Source organism: Echinimonas agarilytica (assembly GCF_023703465.1).
GTDB lineage: Bacteria > Pseudomonadota > Gammaproteobacteria > Enterobacterales > Neiellaceae > Echinimonas > Echinimonas agarilytica.
In genome coordinates this window covers 80,948-100,877 of the sequence record NZ_JAMQGP010000007.1, presented here as the reverse complement: position 1 = coordinate 100,877, position 19,930 = coordinate 80,948, and the positions used below count along the sequence as shown (strand labels likewise).

11 protein-coding genes and 1 pseudogene are annotated in these 19,930 nt (G+C 45.5%); 7 read left to right on the top strand and 5 right to left on the bottom strand.

The window, feature by feature from the left end:
• Positions 1-7: 7 nt before the first annotated feature.
• The 6 genes and pseudogenes from NAF29_RS13570 (at position 8) to NAF29_RS13545 (ending at position 8,607) form a co-directional block, all read left to right on the top strand.
• A complete protein-coding gene (locus tag NAF29_RS13570; RefSeq protein ID WP_251262176.1) occupies positions 8-1,273 on the top strand; it encodes an L-rhamnose isomerase in 1,266 nt (421 codons plus the stop codon).
• 43 nt (positions 1,274-1,316) lie between these two features.
• A complete protein-coding gene (rhaD, locus tag NAF29_RS13565; RefSeq protein ID WP_251262175.1) occupies positions 1,317-2,117 on the top strand; it encodes a rhamnulose-1-phosphate aldolase in 801 nt (266 codons plus the stop codon).
• 11 nt (positions 2,118-2,128) lie between these two features.
• A complete protein-coding gene (locus NAF29_RS13560) occupies positions 2,129-3,271 on the top strand; it encodes an iron-containing alcohol dehydrogenase (protein WP_251262174.1) in 1,143 nt (380 codons plus the stop codon).
• A gap of 303 nt (positions 3,272-3,574) precedes the next feature.
• Entirely contained in the window at positions 3,575-5,788 is a 2,214-nt protein-coding gene (locus NAF29_RS13555) for a hypothetical protein (RefSeq protein WP_251262173.1), read from the top strand.
• An 86-nt stretch (positions 5,789-5,874) separates the two neighbouring features.
• Positions 5,875-8,277: pseudogene (locus NAF29_RS13550) on the top strand (family 78 glycoside hydrolase catalytic domain); the annotation flags it as partial.
• A 15-nt stretch (positions 8,278-8,292) separates the two neighbouring features.
• On the top strand, positions 8,293-8,607 hold the full coding sequence (locus tag NAF29_RS13545) for an alpha-L-rhamnosidase C-terminal domain-containing protein (RefSeq protein WP_285817787.1): 315 nt from the start codon (positions 8,293-8,295) through the stop codon (positions 8,605-8,607).
• Positions 8,608-9,046: 439 nt separating this feature from the next.
• Here the strand turns inward: NAF29_RS13545 and NAF29_RS13540 are convergent, their stop codons facing one another.
• On the bottom strand, positions 9,047-11,239 hold the full coding sequence (locus NAF29_RS13540) for a bifunctional rhamnulose-1-phosphate aldolase/short-chain dehydrogenase (RefSeq protein WP_251262172.1): 2,193 nt from the start codon (positions 11,237-11,239) through the stop codon (positions 9,047-9,049).
• A 287-nt stretch (positions 11,240-11,526) separates the two neighbouring features.
• The gene (gene lldD, locus NAF29_RS13535; RefSeq protein WP_251262171.1) at positions 11,527-12,669 is read right to left on the bottom strand and encodes an FMN-dependent L-lactate dehydrogenase LldD; all 1,143 of its coding nucleotides are present in this window, start codon (positions 12,667-12,669) and stop codon (positions 11,527-11,529) included.
• 107 nt (positions 12,670-12,776) lie between these two features.
• On the opposite strand from lldD, the gene NAF29_RS13530 reads away from it, so the two are divergent.
• Positions 12,777-13,685 (top strand): LysR family transcriptional regulator, encoded by a 909-nt coding sequence (locus NAF29_RS13530; RefSeq protein WP_251262170.1) that lies wholly within the window; start codon positions 12,777-12,779, stop codon positions 13,683-13,685.
• A gap of 317 nt (positions 13,686-14,002) precedes the next feature.
• Here the strand turns inward: NAF29_RS13530 and NAF29_RS13525 are convergent, their stop codons facing one another.
• The 3 genes from NAF29_RS13525 to NAF29_RS13515 form a co-directional block, all read right to left on the bottom strand.
• Positions 14,003-16,057, bottom strand: coding sequence for a methyl-accepting chemotaxis protein (locus NAF29_RS13525; protein ID WP_251262169.1), 2,055 nt, complete (start codon positions 16,055-16,057; stop codon positions 14,003-14,005).
• Between the two features lie 72 nt (positions 16,058-16,129).
• The gene (locus tag NAF29_RS13520) at positions 16,130-17,959 is read right to left on the bottom strand and encodes a sulfatase family protein (RefSeq protein ID WP_251262168.1); all 1,830 of its coding nucleotides are present in this window, start codon (positions 17,957-17,959) and stop codon (positions 16,130-16,132) included.
• Between the two features lie 184 nt (positions 17,960-18,143).
• A complete protein-coding gene (locus tag NAF29_RS13515) occupies positions 18,144-19,922 on the bottom strand; it encodes a glycoside hydrolase family 43 protein (RefSeq protein ID WP_251262167.1) in 1,779 nt (592 codons plus the stop codon).
• Positions 19,923-19,930 lie beyond the last annotated feature (8 nt).

Below are 19,930 nucleotides of genomic sequence, written 5' to 3'. Positions count from 1 at the left end.
ACAGAACATGACTATTGAAAAAGAAAAAGTAATTGCAGCGTATCAACAAGCAAAAGAAGTATTTCAACAGCACGGTGTTGATACCGAAAAAGCTTTGGAAACGTTAGCTCAGACTCCGATCTCTATTCATTGCTGGCAGGGTGATGATGTAAAAGGCTTTGAAAATCCTGACCGTGCTTTAAGTGGGGGTATTCAAGCTACGGGCAACTATCCCGGTGCGGCTAAAACCCCTGACCAGCTGCGTGCTGATATGGAAAAAGCTTTTACCCTCATTCCGGGTAAAAAACGCGTAAATTTACATGCTATTTATCTAGATTCCGATGAAGATGTTGCTCGTGACAAAATCGAACCGAAGCATTTCGAGCGTTGGGTTACATGGGCCAAAGCCAATGATTTAGGCTTGGACTTCAATCCGTCACTGTTTTCGCACCCGAATGCTGACGAAGGCTTTACACTGTCTCATCCAAATGATGATATCCGCCAATTCTGGATTGACCACGTGAAGGCCAGCCGTAAAGTTTCAGAATACTTCGGTAAAGAGCTTGGTACACCATCTTACATGAATATTTGGATTCCAGATGGTATGAAAGATCAACCAGTTGATCGTCTCTCGCCACGCAAGCGTCTCGCGGCGTCTCTTGATGAAGCGTTGACTGAAAAAATCGATACCAAATATCACATCGATGCAGTTGAAAGTAAGTTGTTCGGTATAGGTGCCGAGGCTTACACGGTAGGTAGTAACGAGTTCTATCTTGGTTACGCAGCGTCTCGTGGAATCGCCTTATGTTTAGATGCAGGTCATTTCCACCCAACAGAAATGATCTCTGACAAGATCAGTGCGTGTTCTATTTATATTCAAGACATGCAGTTGCACGTGACACGCCCAATTCGCTGGGATTCCGATCATATCGTTTCATTTGACGATGAAACACAAGCAATCATGCGTGAAATTGTGCGCAATAACTTGTTGTCACGTATGTCAATCGGCTTAGATTTCTTCGACGCGTCTATCAACCGAATCGCAGCTTGGGTTATTGGTACGCGCAACGCCCAAAAAGCACTTCTCAAGGCTCTGTTGGAGCCGGTTGAAAAATTGAAAGAAGCAGAAGAGTCGTTCGATTACACAAGTCGCTTGGCGCTGATTGAAGAGTCTCACTCTCTACCGTGGAACGCTATTTGGGATTACCACTGCTTGCAGAACGACACGCCTGTTGGCTTTGACTGGATGAAAGATATTAAAGAATACGAGGCAAACGTTTTAGCAACCCGCTAGGAATTAGCCTTTTTAAGAATAATCCAATTTGTGAGGGTAAATAATGAAGGGCAAGTTAAGTCAACAAGTTCTCGACGAACTTGATAAGGTCGGTGAATTGTCTCAGTACCTCTGGCAGCGCGAGTGGGCAGAGCGAAATGGTGGCAATATATCAATTGACCTCACAGACATCTTCGGAGAACTCGATTGTGAATGTGAGTACAAGCCACTGCCGCTACAGCTACCCAAAAGTTGTGCCGGACGTATTTATTTTGTGAAAGGTACTGGCCAGCGGATCCGCGAACTGAGAGATCCGGCGTATGCCGGGTGTATTCTTAGAGTCAATGACCAAGCTAATGCGTTCCAAGTGGTTTGGGGCGGAAAAGCCAGTAATGACTTTGCACCAACTTCAGAGTTTATCAGTCACATAAAAATCTTAGAGTCGAAACGAATGGCTGGGTCAGACCATAAGGCAGTGATCCATACACACCCGTTAGAACTCATTGCTATGTCACATCATAAAGATGTGGTCGCAAGTAGTGACTTGTATACCTATACGTGCTGGAAAATGCTACCGGAAGTTCGAGCATTTGTGCCACGTGGAATCGGTGTGATCCCTTACGCTTTGCCTTCATCTGAAGAGCTGGCCGATGGCACAACTGCAGCACTGTTAAAGCATGATGTGGCCATCTGGGAAAAGCATGGTGCAACGGCATCTGGTGCGGACGTTCTCCAAGCATTCGACTTCATTGATGTGGCAAACAAAGGTGCTAAGTTGTACCTGATGTGCAAGGCCTCAGGGTTCGAACCCGAAGGTGTAAGTCAAAAGAACATGGATATTCTTAAAGACGTATTCAATCTGTAGGAGGAAACGACATGACTGTATTCAAGCTTGCATTTCCTCGAGTCAATTATTCAGGAGTCGGCGCCATCGAGGCGCTGACAGAGCGTTTAATTGAAAGCCATGGTAGTGAAAAGGGGCTTCTGATTTCCGATCCTGCCTTGGTGAGTCTTGGCTTTGCCGAGAAAATTTTGAATAGTGGTTTGAACATCGATTTATTTGATGATGTTCGTCCAAATCCCGATACCAATACTGTCAATCAAGCCTACAGTAAATACGTTGAAGTGGGGGCCCAATTCATCATTGGTTTTGGTGGTGGTAGTTCAATTGATACAGCAAAAGCTGTGAAGATTCTTTCTGCTAATGAAGGTCCTATTGCGGCATTCAATGGTATCGAAAAAGTCAAACACGCTGGCGCCCCATTGTACGCCATTAATTCTACGGCCGGTACTGCCGCAGAAGTCACCAGTAATGCAGTGATCACTGATACCAAAACACACGTCAAGCACGTCATTATCTCGGATAAGATTATTCCAGATATTTCGGTAAACGATCCGAGTATTATGTTGGACATCCCAAGTAGCGTAACCGCTGCTACGGGCATTGATGCATTGACACACGCAGTTGAATCCTATGTGTCGGTTGGCGCTCATGCGTTAACCGATTATGTGTCGCTCGAGGCTATCTCAGCCATATCGCAGAACTTGCCATTGGTAGTCGACAACGGCAAGAACATTGAAGCACGTGAAAAAGTCGCTTTGGGGCAGTTTATCGCAGGACTGTCATTTAATAGCGCTGGGTTAGGCATGGTCCACGCAATGGCTCACCCCGCAGGTGCTCATAAAGATCTTCCCCATGGGGTATGTAACGCAATTCTTTTGCCGATTGTTTGTGAATACAACAGGTCGCATCGTGTTGAAAAGTTCGCAAAAGTTGCAAAGGCCTTAGGCGTAGATACATCTGACATGAGCGAAGAGCAAGCAAGTGAAGCTGCAATTTCTGCATTGCATGAGCTCAACCGACGCGTAGGTATTCCTTCAGGGTTTGGTCAACTTGGAGTGTCTGAAGAAGATACCTTGAGTTGGGTACCCGATGCCTTGGCTGACCCTTGCGCAGGAGGGAACCCATACCCAATGCCCAAAGAGGATATCATCGACATTTATCGACAAGCTTTATAAGTAACGCAGTATCCTCTCTCTTCAACGATTGTGTAGGATAGGTAAGCTCAAGCAATCATGAATGGGTTTAATTTGCTTTTTTGCTTTGAGTCAATGTTGCATGACGGCAAGGTATGTCGCTTCGATACGCGAGGGCTTAATGGTCTAGGCGTATTGACGCGGCTTTTTCTGGCAGTCCGGGTATTTGTTTTGAAAGGTGTTTGAGCAATTAAAATGAAAATTACTCGGTCTAAACACCAATTTGTATGGGGTTGGTACATACAAAATTGATGATTACCCCCGTTTTTGCAGAGAGTTTAAACCATGGTACTCACAGCTACACTCTCACAAGCCCAACGCATATTTGTCGTAATTGCGAAAGTATTAGTCTCCGTATTTATCCTGAATAATGCGCACGCCTCTGCCAAAACAGCTTCTCAACTTTCCTACAAAGATGGCTTTATTCATACCTCTGAGCACAGTGATTGTGTTGATTGTCATTCGTCTGAAGTAATGCGTTGGCATCAATCCGATCATTACCAGTCCATGGCATTGCCTAGTTCTGAAACTGTAATTGGAAACTTTAACAGTAAGGCTCAGCATCATGACCACGAAGCGTATTTTTGGACCGATGATGGGGGTTATATAATTAGCTTTATTGAAAACGGTAAGCGCAGCACCTACTCGGTTGATTACGTGTTCGGTTATTGGCCATTGCAACAGTACTTAACGTTGACGGGAGGGGGGCACTATCAAGTCATTCCGTTTGCGTGGGACGACCGAGCTGAAAACGATGGCGGGCAGCGATGGTTTCATATGTATCCCAATGAGTCGATTGAACCTGATAATCGTTTGCACTGGTTGATGCCACTTCAAAACTGGAATGGCATGTGTGCGGACTGCCACTCAGACCGCTTAGTTCGCAACTATGATATTGACAGTAACCGCTTTGATAGCCGTTGGGAGAACATCAATGTGGGATGTTTATCGTGTCATGGAGACATGACGGCGCAAAACCAAGAGCGGATTTCTCACGTTTTGCAACAACAAAACGCTGGTTACTGGCGGTTTTCAGAGGGCGATACAACAGCTCATTGGGAAGGCGAAAAACGTGATAACAGCGCAATAGAAAATTGCTATTTTTGCCATTCATTAAGGGCACCTTTAACCGATGGTTTTGAAGCAAACCAGGGGTTTCTTAACACCTTTCAGCCCATGTTATTGCAGTCTCCTCAGTACTACCCAAACGGACATATCCGAGATGAAGTTTATGTGTGGGGATCTTTTCAACAAAGCAAAATGTTCGAAGCCGGAGTGAACTGCTTAGATTGCCATGACTCTCATAGCTATGAAATTAAGCTTCCTGGCGATGGGGTGTGTTTGCAATGCCATTCGTATGATGCATACGGAACCGAAAAGCATCACCACCATGATGCTCAGAGTGATGGATCAAAATGTGTTGATTGTCATATGCCAAATAGTACATTCATGGTGGTAGACGATCGCAGAGATCATAGTTTCAGTGTACCGCGCCCAAACAATTCACTTCATTTTGGTACACCAAATGCATGTACCAAATGTCACCAAGATAAAACCGACGAATGGGCTGCTGAATGGTCGTCCAAATGGTATGGCAAGCAAATTCAAAGCCCGTCCGAAATAAATTTCATGCGCCTACAAAGTGGCGAAGATATCGGTCTTAAAGCAGCATTACTGATGATCACTGACGAGCAGTTACCGCCAATTAAAAGAGCGTCTGCGCTGCGCTTGACTCCTCATGTTGTGGCTGAGCGATTGAATAGCACTCAATTACAACCTTTGGTGGCGAGTAACGAACCATTGATCCGAATTGCAGCCGCTGAGGCTAGCAAAACCATTGAGCCTTTGTTGCGCTCTGTGTTGGTACAAGACTTACTATCTGATGAGCTAAAAGCTGTTCGAGTGGTGGCTGCCGACGCGTTGATTGATGTACCAGTGAGCGAAGCCTATTTGGTTTCATTCAACCAAGCTTTTAAGGAGTTAGTCTATGCGAATCAATTGTCTGCTTGGCGTGGAGAAGGTTGGCTTAATCAAGGACTTTTACATACCCGTAAGGGAGAATTGATAGAAGCTGAACAGAGCTATCTCAGCGCCATTGAAGTTGATCCCTATTTTCCTGTGTCTTACATCAATCTAACAGATATCTATCGAGCAACGTTACAACCTAGCAAAGCCCAGAAGCTATATGAGCGCGCGATAACATATCTGCCTCAAGACTCAACAATACGGTACTCATTTGGCTTGCACCTTATTCGTCAAGGTCAACCAGAGAAGGCGGCGGAGCAGTTCGAGCTGTCTGTAAAATACCAGCTAGATAGCGAACAATATATTTTTACCTGGGTACTGACATTGAATGCTCTGGGTCAACTGAACAGAGGTTTACAAGTGTTGCAGCTACATCAACAACGTATACCACTTTCGCCTCGGTTGGTACAACTTGGAATGAGAATGGCCCAACAAGCCGGAAATCTAGAAGCACATCAATGGTTGTTGAAATAGCCTAAGGCTCTAGCAACGCATTGGTTAAATTTTGATAAAAAGGGATTAAATTGAAAACATTTTTCTCAAGTACAATCGCAGCAGCAGTGCTCGGTGTTAGCTTGCTGGCGACCGGTTGTCATTCGGTGACGGTTGGAACGGAAGCCGCTTCAAGGGAGCCTGTGAATTTAAAAGTTGGTGAGGGGTTCGTAGAGCCAATGGGCTATTACGAATCTAAGCCGAGATTTTCTTGGCAACTGCCACAACAGTCAACATCGAACTTCCAATCTGCTTATCAGATTCAAGTGGCTTCCAGCGAAAAATATATTGAGGAAGCTGATCTTTGGGACAGCCATAAAATTGAAGACTCGAGCACATCTTGGGTGGCGTATCAGGGTGTACCGCTGAATTCAAGACAGCAGTTATTCTGGCGTGTTCGATCTTGGAATGAGCATCATCAAGTATCTGCTTGGAGTGATATTCATTCTGTCGAGTTGGGATTGTTGCAAAATACTGATTGGCTAGCTCAGTGGATAGGGCACCCCGATACTGCGCTTGGCGAAAAACCATCGCGACAATTGATTGCCACACCACAGTACTTTAGAAAAACCTTTGAGCTTGAATCTAACGTTAGACAAGCACGACTTTATGTGACCGCGAAGGGGCTGTTTAAGCCGTTCATCAATGGTCAAAGTGTTGCCGCCAAAGATGTTATGACGCCCGGTTGGACTCCCTATTCGAAGCGGATTGAGACGCTCACGTACGACGTTACTGCAATGCTAAAAGACGGGGACAATGCATTAGCCACGAGTTTGGCTGGCGGATGGTATTCTGGCCGTGTATTCGAGTTCTTTGAAACTGATCATGTGTTACCTCCACGGCTTTTGGTTCAGCTGGAAATTGAATACGACAATGGTAATACCAAAGTAATTGCATCTGATAAATCGTGGAAAGTGAGTCAAAACGGGCCGATTACATTTGCCAGCACGTATGACGGCGAGTCATACGATCAGTCGCTGGAAATGGTAAACTGGAAACAGGTTGATTTTAACGATAATCAGTGGGCAGATTCGACGGTAGAACCACTCGACGCCAACGTAAAATTACGACCTAAACGACATGCTCCTATTCGTGTGATCGATACGTTACAAGCAGTCGAAGTATTCTCGTCAGACCAAGGTGTAGCAGTGTTTGACATGGGACAGAACATGGTGGGCGTGCCCCAGCTAAGAGTGCCGGTTATCGAAGGCCAAAAAGTGACCATTCGTTATGCAGAAGCACTGCAACAGGGGAAGTTTTACACAGAAAATTACCGCAGTGCAAAAGTGACCGATTCGTATAATCCTAATCAGACGGGAGATATTGATTACACCCCTACATTTACTTATCGTGGCTTTAGATATGTGGAGGTATCGGGCTTTGATGCGACCCAAGTGCCCAAGCGCGACTGGGTGTCTGGGTTAGTGCAACATTCAGATTTTGAATTGTTGGCTGATTTTGATAGTTCTCACTCCAAGCTCAACAAACTTTCGGAAAACATCGTTTGGGGCTTACGCGGCAATTTCTATGATATTCCGCTGGATTGCCCGCAACGAGATGAACGCTTAGGTTGGACCGGCGACGCCCAAGTGTTTGTCACGCCTTCTATGTACATGGCAGACGTGTATGGTTTTTGGTCTGCTTGGCTTGAAAGTGTGCGCGAGGAACAAGGCCCCGATGGTAAAATTCCACTTTATATACCGTTTGTAAAATGGATTGATTTCGCATCTTCAGGGTGGGGCGATGCGGTGACCATCATTCCTTGGGAACTATACCAAATGACGGGCGATGAAACGGTCTTAAGCGACAACTACCAAATGATGCGTCAGTGGTTGAACTACCATCAACTTCAGATGAAAGAAGATCGCTCGTCTATGATGACCTTTGGCGACTAGCTTCAGCCGTTCCCTATGACTAAAGGTAAAGCGGCAAATCGCGGCGACACTGATTTCAACCTCATCTCCACTGCGTTTTATGCGCACTCGCTTCAGCTTACAATCAAAACGGCTGAAGTCTTAGGGTATCAGCAAGACATTTTGGCAATGGAGCAGAAACTTCTCGAATTAAAAAAATTGGTTCGTCATACCTTTTATGATGAGGCGCTAAAGCCAAAAGTAGGGCTTGAAACACAAACTAGCTATTTGCTGCCATTGGCGTTTGACCTATTTAATTCCGACGATCAGGAAATTGCCTTTCAACACTTGCTTGGTCAGCTCGAAGAGGCTGAAAATCATTTGCGCACGGGTTTTTTGGGGACCCCGCTACTGATTCAAGTTTTGCATGAACGAGGGCGTGATGATTTGGTCTACGAGCTGCTATTCAAAGAAACGTATCCATCATGGTTCTACTCAGTCAATAATGGAGCCACCACCACATGGGAACGTTGGAACTCATACTCATTGAAAGACGGCTTTAACCCTCAAGGTATGAACTCTTTGAACCATTATGCGTACGGCACAGTATCGCGCTATTTCTATGAAGGGATCTTGGGTATTAAGCCAAAATCTGCAGGCTTCAAAGAAATTACCGTGTCTCCCAAATTCGGCTCTCAACTGACAGAAGTGAAAGGTGGTTACAGGACTCCGCATGGTGAAATTGTTGTAAGCTGGCAGAGAAATCAGCAGCTCGTGAAATTAGAAGTGGTTGTGCCTAAAAATACCACGGTTGAAATTCAACTCCCGCAACTGAGCAATAAATCACTCACTTTAAATGGCAATGTGGTGACAGCTGCGAGTGAACTTAAGCAATTGGAGGCCGGAACGTACCAAATTGAAGGGGTGTTGCACGCGGCATTCGATTAAGCAAAATGAACAAAAGATTGCGGTTGTGTTGAATGAACAACCGCTTGTTCTCTAAATCTGCGCACTCACTGACCGCCATCTTAATGTCTCGACTATTGAACAGCGTGTGAGCCCAAGACATTGCAGGCACCGATGACAGGGCGAAGGCGAGGGGTCACAACTATATTCCCGTTAAAGCATCTGTCTATCATCACTGTGTGATCTTGCGATGTCATTGGGTTATGTGGCGTCCAGAACCTCCATTATTGAGCTGAGCAAAGTACAAAAATCAAGAAGCCAACCTAACTTTCAATACCTGGTATGGAACTTATAACCTATGACTCAACGAACGCGGCTTTACGAGATTTATAAATGACCGATAAACGTCAATTTTTATGGCATTGAGGCAAAAAAAAGCCCCGCTGATTATTAGTTCAGAGGGGCTCTAAAAAGCTTCTGTTTAGCGCAAGAATGCTTCGTGTAAACCGCCATCCACGCTGATGATTTGGCCAGTGGTTTTGCTTAACTGGCCAGACACCAACAAGTACGCCGCTTCTGCTTGGTCCGCCGGAGTAATGGGTTGCTTGGTAAGTGTACGTTGCGCATAGAACATAGCTAACTTATCGCGCAGCGCATCATCTGTATCAGACTCTTTGTGAGCCACATCGTATTTGGCAAGCGATGCAAGCACACGGTCACGCGGGAACATAGTGCTTCCCTTGACCACGGTCGCTGGCGCAAGGCCGTTGACGTTGACCAAAGGCGATAACTCAACTGCCAACTCACGAACTAAGTGGTTCGCTGCTGACTTACTCGTGTCGTAGGCCAAAGAACCTTTCTTAGCTACCGCAGCGTTCACGCTTGTTGTGAGTACTAAAGCACCCGGCAAGCCCTGCTGTTGCCATACATCATTAGCTTCTGTCCCGACAATGTAGCCGCCTTTGACGTTCACAGCAAAGCTGACATCAAACATACGATCATTGCTCATACCGCTTTGGCCTGGTGCCAAGAAGATACCCGCAGTAACAATGACTTTATCAACACCGCCGTAAGCAAGAATGACTTGCTCAAACATAGCTTTGACGCTGTCGCGATCGGTAATGTCAACTTGTTGCGCAATGGCAGGGCCACAGCCTGAAATACCTGAACCTGCAACACCAATACCTTGACCATAAATGTCTGTCAGTTGATTTGCTGTTTTCTCAGCAGCTTCAATGCGCAGATCGGCACAAACAACGTGCGCACCTTCTTGAGCAACGCGGAAAGCCGTTTCTTTACCAATGCCATCACCTGCGCCAATGACCACCACAATGTCGCGCGCCAAAGATTTCTCTTTAGGCATGCGCTGTAATTTAGCCTCTTCGAGTAACCAGTACTCAATATCGAATGCTTCTTGCTGAGGTAATGCGGCGTATTGGTCAATGGCTTCAGCGCCGCGCATCACTTCTACTGCACAATTGTAAAATTCTGCTGTAACACGAGACTCACTCTTATTTTTTCCCCAAGCAATCATACCAACACCTGGAATCAAACAGATTGATGGCGATGAAGCGCGTTGCGCAGGAGAGTTATCGTGTTTGCAGCTTTCATAGTATTTGCTGTATTCAGCTTGGTACGTCTTAATACCTTCAGCAAGCATGGCTTTGAGTTCGTCGATAGAGCCCGTGGTTGGGTCCCATTCAACGTATAGCGGCTTGATTTTGGTGCGTAGGAAGTGGTCTGGGCAAGATGTTCCAAGATCAGCCAAGCGCATTGCATCATTCGAGTTGACAAATCTAAGGATAGAATCGTCATGCTGGATCGTACCGATTAATTTTTTTTCTTGTGATACTAATCCTCGTAGGTATGGAACCACTGCTGTTAAGACGTTTTCGCGAGCGGCATCATCAAGAGTTTGGTATTTCTGACCGCCAAATGTGTCTTCGCCTTTGTCGTGTTCTTCAATATAACGCGCAGCTTTTTCAATGATGTCCAAGCTGAGGTCGTAACATTCACGATTATCATTGGCCCAATTGATCACACCGTGACCCGCCAAGATTGCACCTTTCGCATCTGGATGCTCTTCACAGATTGCTTGAAGCTTTAAACCCAAATCGAAACCTGGACGTTGCCATTCGGTCCAAATAAGCGCGTCACCCCAGATTTTTTCAGTGAGCGCTTTTGAGTTTTTGCTCGCAGCGACCGCAATGACCGAGTTTGGGTGCATATGGTCCACATGTTTGAATGGGATAAAAGCATGTAGAGGCGTGTCGATAGACGTTGCTCTCGGATTAAGATTAAAGGTAGCGTGGCGATACATTGCAACCATGTCATCTTCAATTTGAGTTTTTACGCCAACTTCATTAGCACTACTATAAATTCCTTGAAGCGCGTTCAGTTTGCTCATGTATAAAGAAGAAAAGTTTTCTGCTTTAGATGTTCTTAAATCACCGCCAGAGCCTTTCACCCATAATACTTCGACTTCTTCGCCCGTGAGAGGATCGATTTCTATCGATTTCGCAGAAGTGTTGCCACCACCAGTGTTTGTAATGCGTTGGTCATCTCCCAAAATATTTGAGCGATATACCAGACCATCAACGGGACTCAACCCATCAGCCGATTCTTCGTTCCAGCTATAGTTCACGTGTTTAAATTGTTCTTGTTGTTTTGGCATCGGAGGGCCAACTCCTAAATTAATTGGATCAATGATTTGTGTCAATTGCAATCACAATATCGCAGGAATAACATTTACGGTCAAGCAAGTTGGGTCATATCCGGTCATAAGTGTGCGGAGTTACCATGATCTAGCGCAAAACTTTGAACTTCGTTGCAAATGATTTTTGTGAATGGACTGTGACAATGATGACTTAAGGTGGGTGAGTGTGAACAGTGCGACAAATTGTGAGTGGAATGATGACCCCCGACACATCAATGACGGAGGCCATCCTATGATGGTTATAGTTAACGAGGAAGTGTTACAAGAGAATCTGAGTTTAAATCCGCAATCGACTTCGCGCCAGTCAGCGTCATCGCAACTTTCATTTCTTTCTCGTACAGGTCAAGTAAGTTTGCAACGCCTTGTTGACCTTGAGCTGCAAGTGCGTAGATGAATGAGCGCCCTAACATCGTGCAGTCAGCCCCCAATGCAATCATACGAACCACATCGAGACCACTTCGGATTCCTGAATCGACCAGTATCTTTAAGTCACCTTTGACTGCATCCGCAATTGTGGGTAAGACTTTGGCAGATGATAGAGCCCCATCGAGTTGACGACCTCCATGGTTTGAGACCACGATGCCATCGGCCCCGAATTTGACCGCATCCTTGGCATCATCAACATCTAAAATACCTTTAATAATCATAGGGCCATCCCAAAAATCTCTAATCCACTCTAAATCTTGCCAGGAAATCGACGGGTCAAAATTGTTGCCGAGCCAACCAATGTAATCCCCCAATTTAGTTGGATGACCACGGTATGCAGAAATATTGCCTAAGTCGTGGGGCTTGCCGAGAAGGCCAACATCTAAAGCCCATTGTGGGTGGCACATTGCCTGCAAAACACGACGAATCTCTGAATTGGGCCCACTCATTCCAGAATGCATATCACGATATCGAGCGCCAGGTACTGGCATGTCCACGGTAAATACGAGCGTTGTAACCCCCGCCGCTTTTGCGCGTTCCAAAACATTTTTCATGAAACCGCGATCCTTGAGCACGTATAGTTGAAACCACATTGGGCGCTCAATAGCTGGGGCAACTTCTTCGATAGGGCAGACTGACACTGTGGACATGGTAAAAGGCAAACCATGACTTTCTGCCGCTTTTGCGGCTTGGACTTCACCTCGGCGGGCATACATGCCTGTTAGGCCAACCGGTGCTAATGCGATGGGCATGGAAAGTTTTTCATTGAACAGCTCAATGCCTAACGAAAGGTCCGACATATTCTTGAGTACTTTCTGCTTTAATGCGATGCGTTCCAGGTCTTTGGTATTATTTTTTAGTGTCGTTTCGGCATACGACCCACCATCAATATAATGGAATAAAAATGGAGGGAGTTTGGATTTGGCAGCAGCTCGGTAGTCCGTAGACGCAGAAATAATCATGAAGGTCGACCTTTTATTATGATGTTTTTTGCATGTTAACTCTTTCCTTTTTGTCTATATATAGAAATAATGAAATTCATTTTTTCCAAAAGTGGCATAATTGGCATATGATGGCGGACGATTTGATCTTGTTTTCTCAGGTGGTTGAGCTTGGCAGTTTTAGTAAAGTTGCGGAACAAAACGGCTTAACAAATTCTGTGGTAAGTAAGCGTATATCTAGGCTTGAAAAACACCTTAATACACAGTTGCTGCATCGTACAACTCGAAAGCTTTCATTGACCGAAGCAGGTCGAAAGCTTGCTGTTGGCGCTAATACAATAAAGCAGGCTACGATCGACGCCGTAGCGGATGTGACCAACGACAATGATAAATTAACCGGCCACATTAAAATGTCGGTACCTACAATATCAGGTGACTTGTTGTTGGCCACTGCAGTGACTGAGTTTTGCAGTCATCACCCCCACCTGTCGGTCGATATGTCATTGGATAACCGTTTTGTTGATCCAGTGGAAGAGGGCGTTGATTTAGTGATTCGTACCGGTCATTTAGAGGACTCGAGTCTTATTGCTCGCCATATTATTGATTCTCAATGGGTTGTTTGCGCGTCTCCACGGTATTTAGAACAACATGGATCGCCAAAAACACCCGTTGACTTAGCCAATCACAATTGCTTTTCCTACGTAAGGCAAGTCGCGGGAGGCAACAACTGGCAGTTTCGTTCAGTATTCGAAACCTACACAGTACAAATCTCTGGATCATTTTCAACTGACAATGCTGCTGCGTTGCGTAAAGCTGCATTGAGCGGCTTCGGTATTGTTTATGTACCCAAGTGTTTGGTCCATCTTGACGTGGTTAATGGTTGCCTAATTACTCTGTTTGGAACTCAGGTTGCTAAGAATTTGGGGGTGTATGCTATTCATCCGTTTGTTAAAAAAACGCCCCGAAAGGTCAGCTTACTGATTGATCACATCAAATCAGCATACTTACAAAAAGCGCAGTTCTTTTCTGATAACTGATATGACCCTCACCCCTCCAATATATAATTTGTTATTCAACTTTTATGTTGGAGTACGACTTGCTTTAAGTCGCCTTTGTGACTCAATTTGCCTCAAACATGTTGCGGATGTTCACAATTCATACAAAGCTTTTAGTAACCTGAGTAATCTAATTTGATTGGTTGTGCTTTCATCATTATTTACAGGGTCGTCAGCACTTTGACCGCCATTTACATACTGTTTTAGCTGCCTCTCGCGTTACGAATTGTCATTCTCGATTGATAGAGTCCGGTGGAATATATGCGCTTCCACCGGCTTTGGTGTTTTTTAGCGCCACGTTAAACGTGGAATACACTAATGCGTTCTTTCAGTTCATTTCCACTGTGTAATAGATCTAGCGTTGCCGCTCCGGTTGATGCGCCTTGTTTTTGAAGCTCATCAGATTCATCTTTTATGCCATGAATACGTTCATTGATTTCATCAGCAACATTGGTTTGCTCTTCCGCCGCCACTGCAATCTGGCTAGCCATGTCGGTGATTTGATTTAGCTCAGATTTGATGGTGATGAATGCTGCTGAGCTGGCTTGCACGACATCAACCGCCTCCTGACAATTGGTTTGTAGTGTGAGCATTTTCTGTGATGCTTGAGCTGCGCCGGTGATCAATGATTCTATTTGCGCCTGGATTTGGTCGGTTGAATCATGAGTCCGTTTAGACAGCTCTCGAACCTCATCGGCGACTACTGCAAACCCTCGGCCCGATTCGCCAGCGCGGGCGGCTTCAATTGCGGCGTTTAATGCGAGTAAATTGGTTTGTTCAGAAATACCTCGGATGACCTGAAGGATATTACTGATTTGGTTGGCTTCGGTATTCAATTTACCGACGACTTGGCTGGTATCACCGAGCTCGCCAAACAGATGATCCATTTTATTCTTCGATTGCTGAGCGCTTTGCTCGCTTGTGACAGATAGATCGTAGGCCCGGCCGACCGCGTCAGAAGTTGTTGTCGACATGGTTGCCACTTCATGGATGGTAGAAGTCATTTGGTTTACTGCCACAGAAATGTTGTTGGTCGATGCGCGTTGGCTTTCGATTGATGCCAACGATTCGTCTACGGATTGCGAAACATTTAATGTAATTGAGTCCATTGAATGTACTTTTTCTCGGGCCGATCGCAACGTTTCCTCAAATGTTTCGATCAAGGTGTTTAATGCTTCTCCGACTTTGCTTAGCTCGTTGTTGCCGGTCACTTGACTTCGTAGGGTCATGTCCTTGGTCTCTGCCAAATGTGTCAAGTCACCAATGAGTTGTTTCAGTGGTCGATTTATACTATTGATGATAATTGTCGAGACTATACCCAAAACCAGCAGCAATCCACACAGCACGAAAATGGTGTTCCAAACTTCACTGTTGGCTTGTGCTGATAGTCGATTTTTTGTTCTTTCAATTTGCGACAGTGTTTGGTCGATTGAAGTCTGATAGCCTCGACTCATATTGGAGCCTATAGAAAGCCATTTACGTTCATCGATCGCTAATTTTTCACCCAATAATGTTTTGTTCTCTTTTCTTATTTCTTGATATTTAGATTTTGAAAACTTGAATGATTCGGTTGTCGTAAGTTCAGTCCTGACATACTTTTGAAGCTCATTAGGGGCATAAACGAAGAAATTATTGAGGTAAGATTCCTCGAGTTTTCGGTACTGCATGATGTCACTGAAAGTGGTGGTTACTAAACCACGAGTAATCGCAGAGTGTATAGCAAGTATCTGGAGCATTACTGTGTCTTGCGCTTGAACAAGGCTTCTGTATGAGTTCGCAAGCAGTGATAATTGAGGGTTTTCGCTTGCCAATAAAACCACATCATTCGAGCTGCTATTTAACGTCTTGATGATTGAATTAAAGGTAAGAAAGGTCCAAAAGTATTTGCCAGTCATACCAGCTGCGGGTGGCGCTTTCTTCAGTCGGCGATCCACATTCTCTCTCATGTAATTAAACTTTTCTAAGGCTACTGTAATTTCATCAATGCCCTTCAATAGGCTTGGAAAATGATGAAACTGGTCGCGGTCAGAAATGAATTCCTGATAGTCGCTCAGTGCAACGTCAACGGCAACACGGCTGCTCGTGACATTGGGTTTAAACTCTTTACCAATGGGATCGTTTGGATTGCCCGGCCCCATGTAGAGTTTTGAATAGAGACGCTCTTGTTGCAAGCTCGAAATGAGCGGGGAAACGACGCTAATGTATTGTTGCAGAAACTCCAAATCATTGACGTTTTCCAGCTCGTCGCTAGCGACTTTGTAGCGCTCGGTCGCAAAGAATACAGTGGCAATCAAAGGTATGAAAACCAAAAAAACGATACGCTTTTTTACACTGATTTGATAGATGAAATTCATAGTAACCTCATGAAATTATTGAACACGTGATGCGTGTTTCTCTTGGAATATGGCAAGCAAGCTTGGTGAAGCTTAGTCTTGAATAACGCGACTATTGTTGTGTGTATGTGCGCTTGGATTGGGCCTCGTTGTACTGACGTATGGTGGTGCTGTTGAGACATGAAATATTGTAGAGATGCTTTCTTGATAACCAATGCGGTGAGCGACCACGCGCAATTGACTATTGGGCAGCACATCAAAAGGAGTTTGGTAAAGTTGCCACTGTTTGGGCTCCGTTTCATTTCCTATAATTTTGTAAGCAATCGATGCGCCCGCTGTGGCACTCGACAGGCTCAATAGGCCAGACTCCCAATGAGCTTCTGGGGCCTGAGTTAGCGGTTGTTCGTTGTGGTTTTGCCATAATTGGGCGATCAATTGGCGTTCAGGCAGCATGGGCTTATCGCCGATCGTTCCAAGCCAGCGATCCATTTCTTCTCGCAGAGCAGTGAGTTGTTCGTGATAATCTGGATGGCTGATTAAATTGTTTAGTTCATGTGGGTCTTTGAAGGTATCGAATAGCTCTTCGGCAGGTTTCTGAGCTCTAAACCACTGGGCTTGTGCTGCGGTTAACTGTCCTATAGCATTTAGCCGCAGCAGTTCTTGCATTGTTGGAATCTTTTCTCTGTATGCCAATGGCAAGTAGTAGCCTTGTTCGGGGCGGTAGTTTCGAATGTATTTATAGCGTTTGTCCTTGACCGCTCGAATGGTATCCGTTGCTTCATCAAAGCGGTCGGCTGCGGCATGGATATAGCGCCTAGGTGTGTCATTGTTTGCTAAAAAGTTGCGGCCATGCATATGCTCGGGAATTGGGATTCCAGCCAATGACAAAGTGGTTGGGGCAAAATCGACAAAGCTTATTAGTTGATCATCTGTTCGGCCTGCTGATAACGCATTCGGAAAACGAATAATCAGGGGAACTTTTATACCACTGTCATAGATTAAGCGCTTCTGACGGGGCAGAGGACCGCCGTGATCGGCATAGAACACAATGATAGTATCGTTATATAAACCATCCTCTTTCAGCTGCGCAATGATAGCGCCAATTTGAAGGTCGGTTTCCACTAGATTGTTATACATCTTCCACATATCGCGGCGAACCAAAGGCGTGTTCGGAAGATATGGTGGAATATTAAACACAGTGTCTTTTGCAAGGTGAATTGGAGTGCTTTTCTCGTCGGTTTTAATCGCGTGATGCTTGGGAAGTTTGGCAATGCGCTCGGCGTTATCTGCGAAATAGTGGCGCGATTCTACTTTCCTAAATCCGTAGGGTTCAAACAAACCCGATTCATGCGTCGTGGTAAAATTAAACACCGCAAAAAATGGTTGTCCGGGCTGCCGGTCACGCCAGTGGGCGTAGGGGCCGCTTTCATGCCATGCTGCCTTGGGGGGGGTGAACTGATAGTCAGTTTTCAAGTTGTTGGTTGTGTAGTAACCCTGCTCCCTCATGTATTGACTCAACATCTTGGCATGATCAGGCGGTACCGCCTCATACCTGGGTAAGCCAGTTTGTTCGGTATTGGAGGTTGTGCGCATATGGTTGGCTCCAAATGCAGATGGATACAAACCTGTAGCCAATGCCGCGCGGCTAGGTGCACAGACTCCAGAGGTTGAATACACATTCGTATATTTTATGCCCTCGGATGCCAAAGCCGAAATTGTTGGTGTAGCAACCGTATGGTCACCATATACAGGCAAAGTAGGGCTCATATCCTCAATAACAAGCCATAGTATATTGGGTATTTCAGTCAGTTCAGAACCTAGCTGCGTAGGATGTTCAGGCTCATTCGCTTGGCAGATAATATTGAGTGACAAACTGAGCAGCAAAGTTGCTAAGGGGAGGCGTGTTTTGGCTATATCTTTCATGTCATGCTCTCCAATGGATCGTTGTTATTTTCTGATGTGCCTTGCCAGCCTTGGCTTGGTTGCAAAGGGTTGACCCCAAGCCTTAAACCGTTGCGTTCGGCGCTGACTTTCCTGAATGAGTAAACATCAAGATGAGCCACTCGAGCGCCCATTGTTGAATGAACGCTCGGTCAGATGGCTATGCTTACTCTTTCAGTTGCGCTGCCTTAGGGCCATCGTAGGTGTATGTAAACCAATCGATATCAATGTGGCCTTCGTCCTGCTTTTCATTCCAAGAGAAAAAACCTAAACGATCGCCCGTCCATTTCCCAAAGGCGATGGTAAATGTCGGGCCAAAGGCCTTAAATACCTTGCCATCAACGCTGTACTCATAAGTCGCCTGATTGCGGGCATTGGACGTACGTACATAAAGAACGTCACTTGAGAGTTCTGGACCGATAATTCTGTCGCCCATTGGATCCATATAGAATAGGTTTTTACGGCCGGTTGAATCCATTTGTACGCCGAGTAAGTTAAATACGCCCCCATATCGGACAAATCCTGCAAGTTGATTTGGAGCCATACCCGACACATCAAATTTTGCCACTGCCGTGCCCGTAGTAATGCCCATAACCCGTTGGCTCAAGGTGTTGCTGGCACGCCAAAAATCAGAGTCTGATCCATCGTTATTAGTCCATTCGTTAATTTTGGGACCATGACCTTTGGAGTTTGGTAAAATTTTACTGGCTTTTAGGCGCAACCAGCCCGGTCTTTCTGTTAAAGACCAGTGACTGTCTCTGGGGTTGTGGTTCCATTCCCATTGATGCCCCAAGCTTGTAGAAGCAAAATCATCATCAGAGAACGGCGCTGCAACTGGGTATCCATCAATTGGTTTCTTGTAGCGATTTACGGGTTCGCCGATACCATCATTGTCTTCGTCAACACCAATAATTGGCCAACCGTCAACCCATGTCACGGGTTCTAAACACTGAGGCCGCCCTTGAAAAGGAATGTCATCGTTCTGAATCAGTTGATGCATGTACCACCACGATTTATCTGGGGCTTGCATCAAGCCACCTTGGCTTGCGCTGCGGTTATTGAACGCAGAGCCTTTTTCTAAAACGGTTCGAACATCGTAAGGGCCATAGATGCTTTCCTTGGAACGAAGAACAAGTTGTTTACGGTCATTTTTTGGGTTTTTAACCCCCGGAAGCGTTGATTTATCGCCCATTGTCCACTGAGCCATAAAGATGTACCACATGTCGTTGATGCGATAGATTTTAGCGGCTTCCGCACCCATACCTGTATATACTAATTTGCCTTCATCTAGAATTTTGGTGCCATCCCAGCTCATCTCGTAAATTCGGTTTTCGTTGCCCTCAATCGTATTGCTGGCTGCTTTTTGTTTTTTGCCCGTGTTGATAATCACGTAAGCTTTACCTGTGTCATGGTCCCAAAATACAGCGGGGTCATCCAATACTTCAGACTTCGGCAGCATCATGATGGGCTCACTCCACGGGCCTCGAATATCTTTGGCTGTGGTCACCATAAGCCCATGTTGGTAGTCAATTTGATAGACATACCAAGTGCCCTCATGGTAGGCAATATCACCGGCCCAAGTGCCAAACGAATATCCGTTCATTCGGTCCCAATTGTATTCTGGTGCCCACGATAATTTTGGAAAGGCATGACCGATATTGGTCCAGTTCACCATGTCTTTAGATTCTAAAATTGGCATGCCTGGTGACATATGCTGCTTGGATGTAATCATGTAGTAGGTGTCGCCAACTTGCTCGATATCCGAATCTGGGTAATCAGCATTTAAGATTGGGTTGACATACGTTCCGTCACCCTGATCACCAAAACTGCCTACCTGCGCCTTGCTCATCGTTGGCCCAGACAAAGGCGCGTTTGATGAATGGTAGGCACAGCTGGCAACGCTCATAGCGATTGTAATACTGGCGATTTTTATCAATGCTTTCATGGTCAATT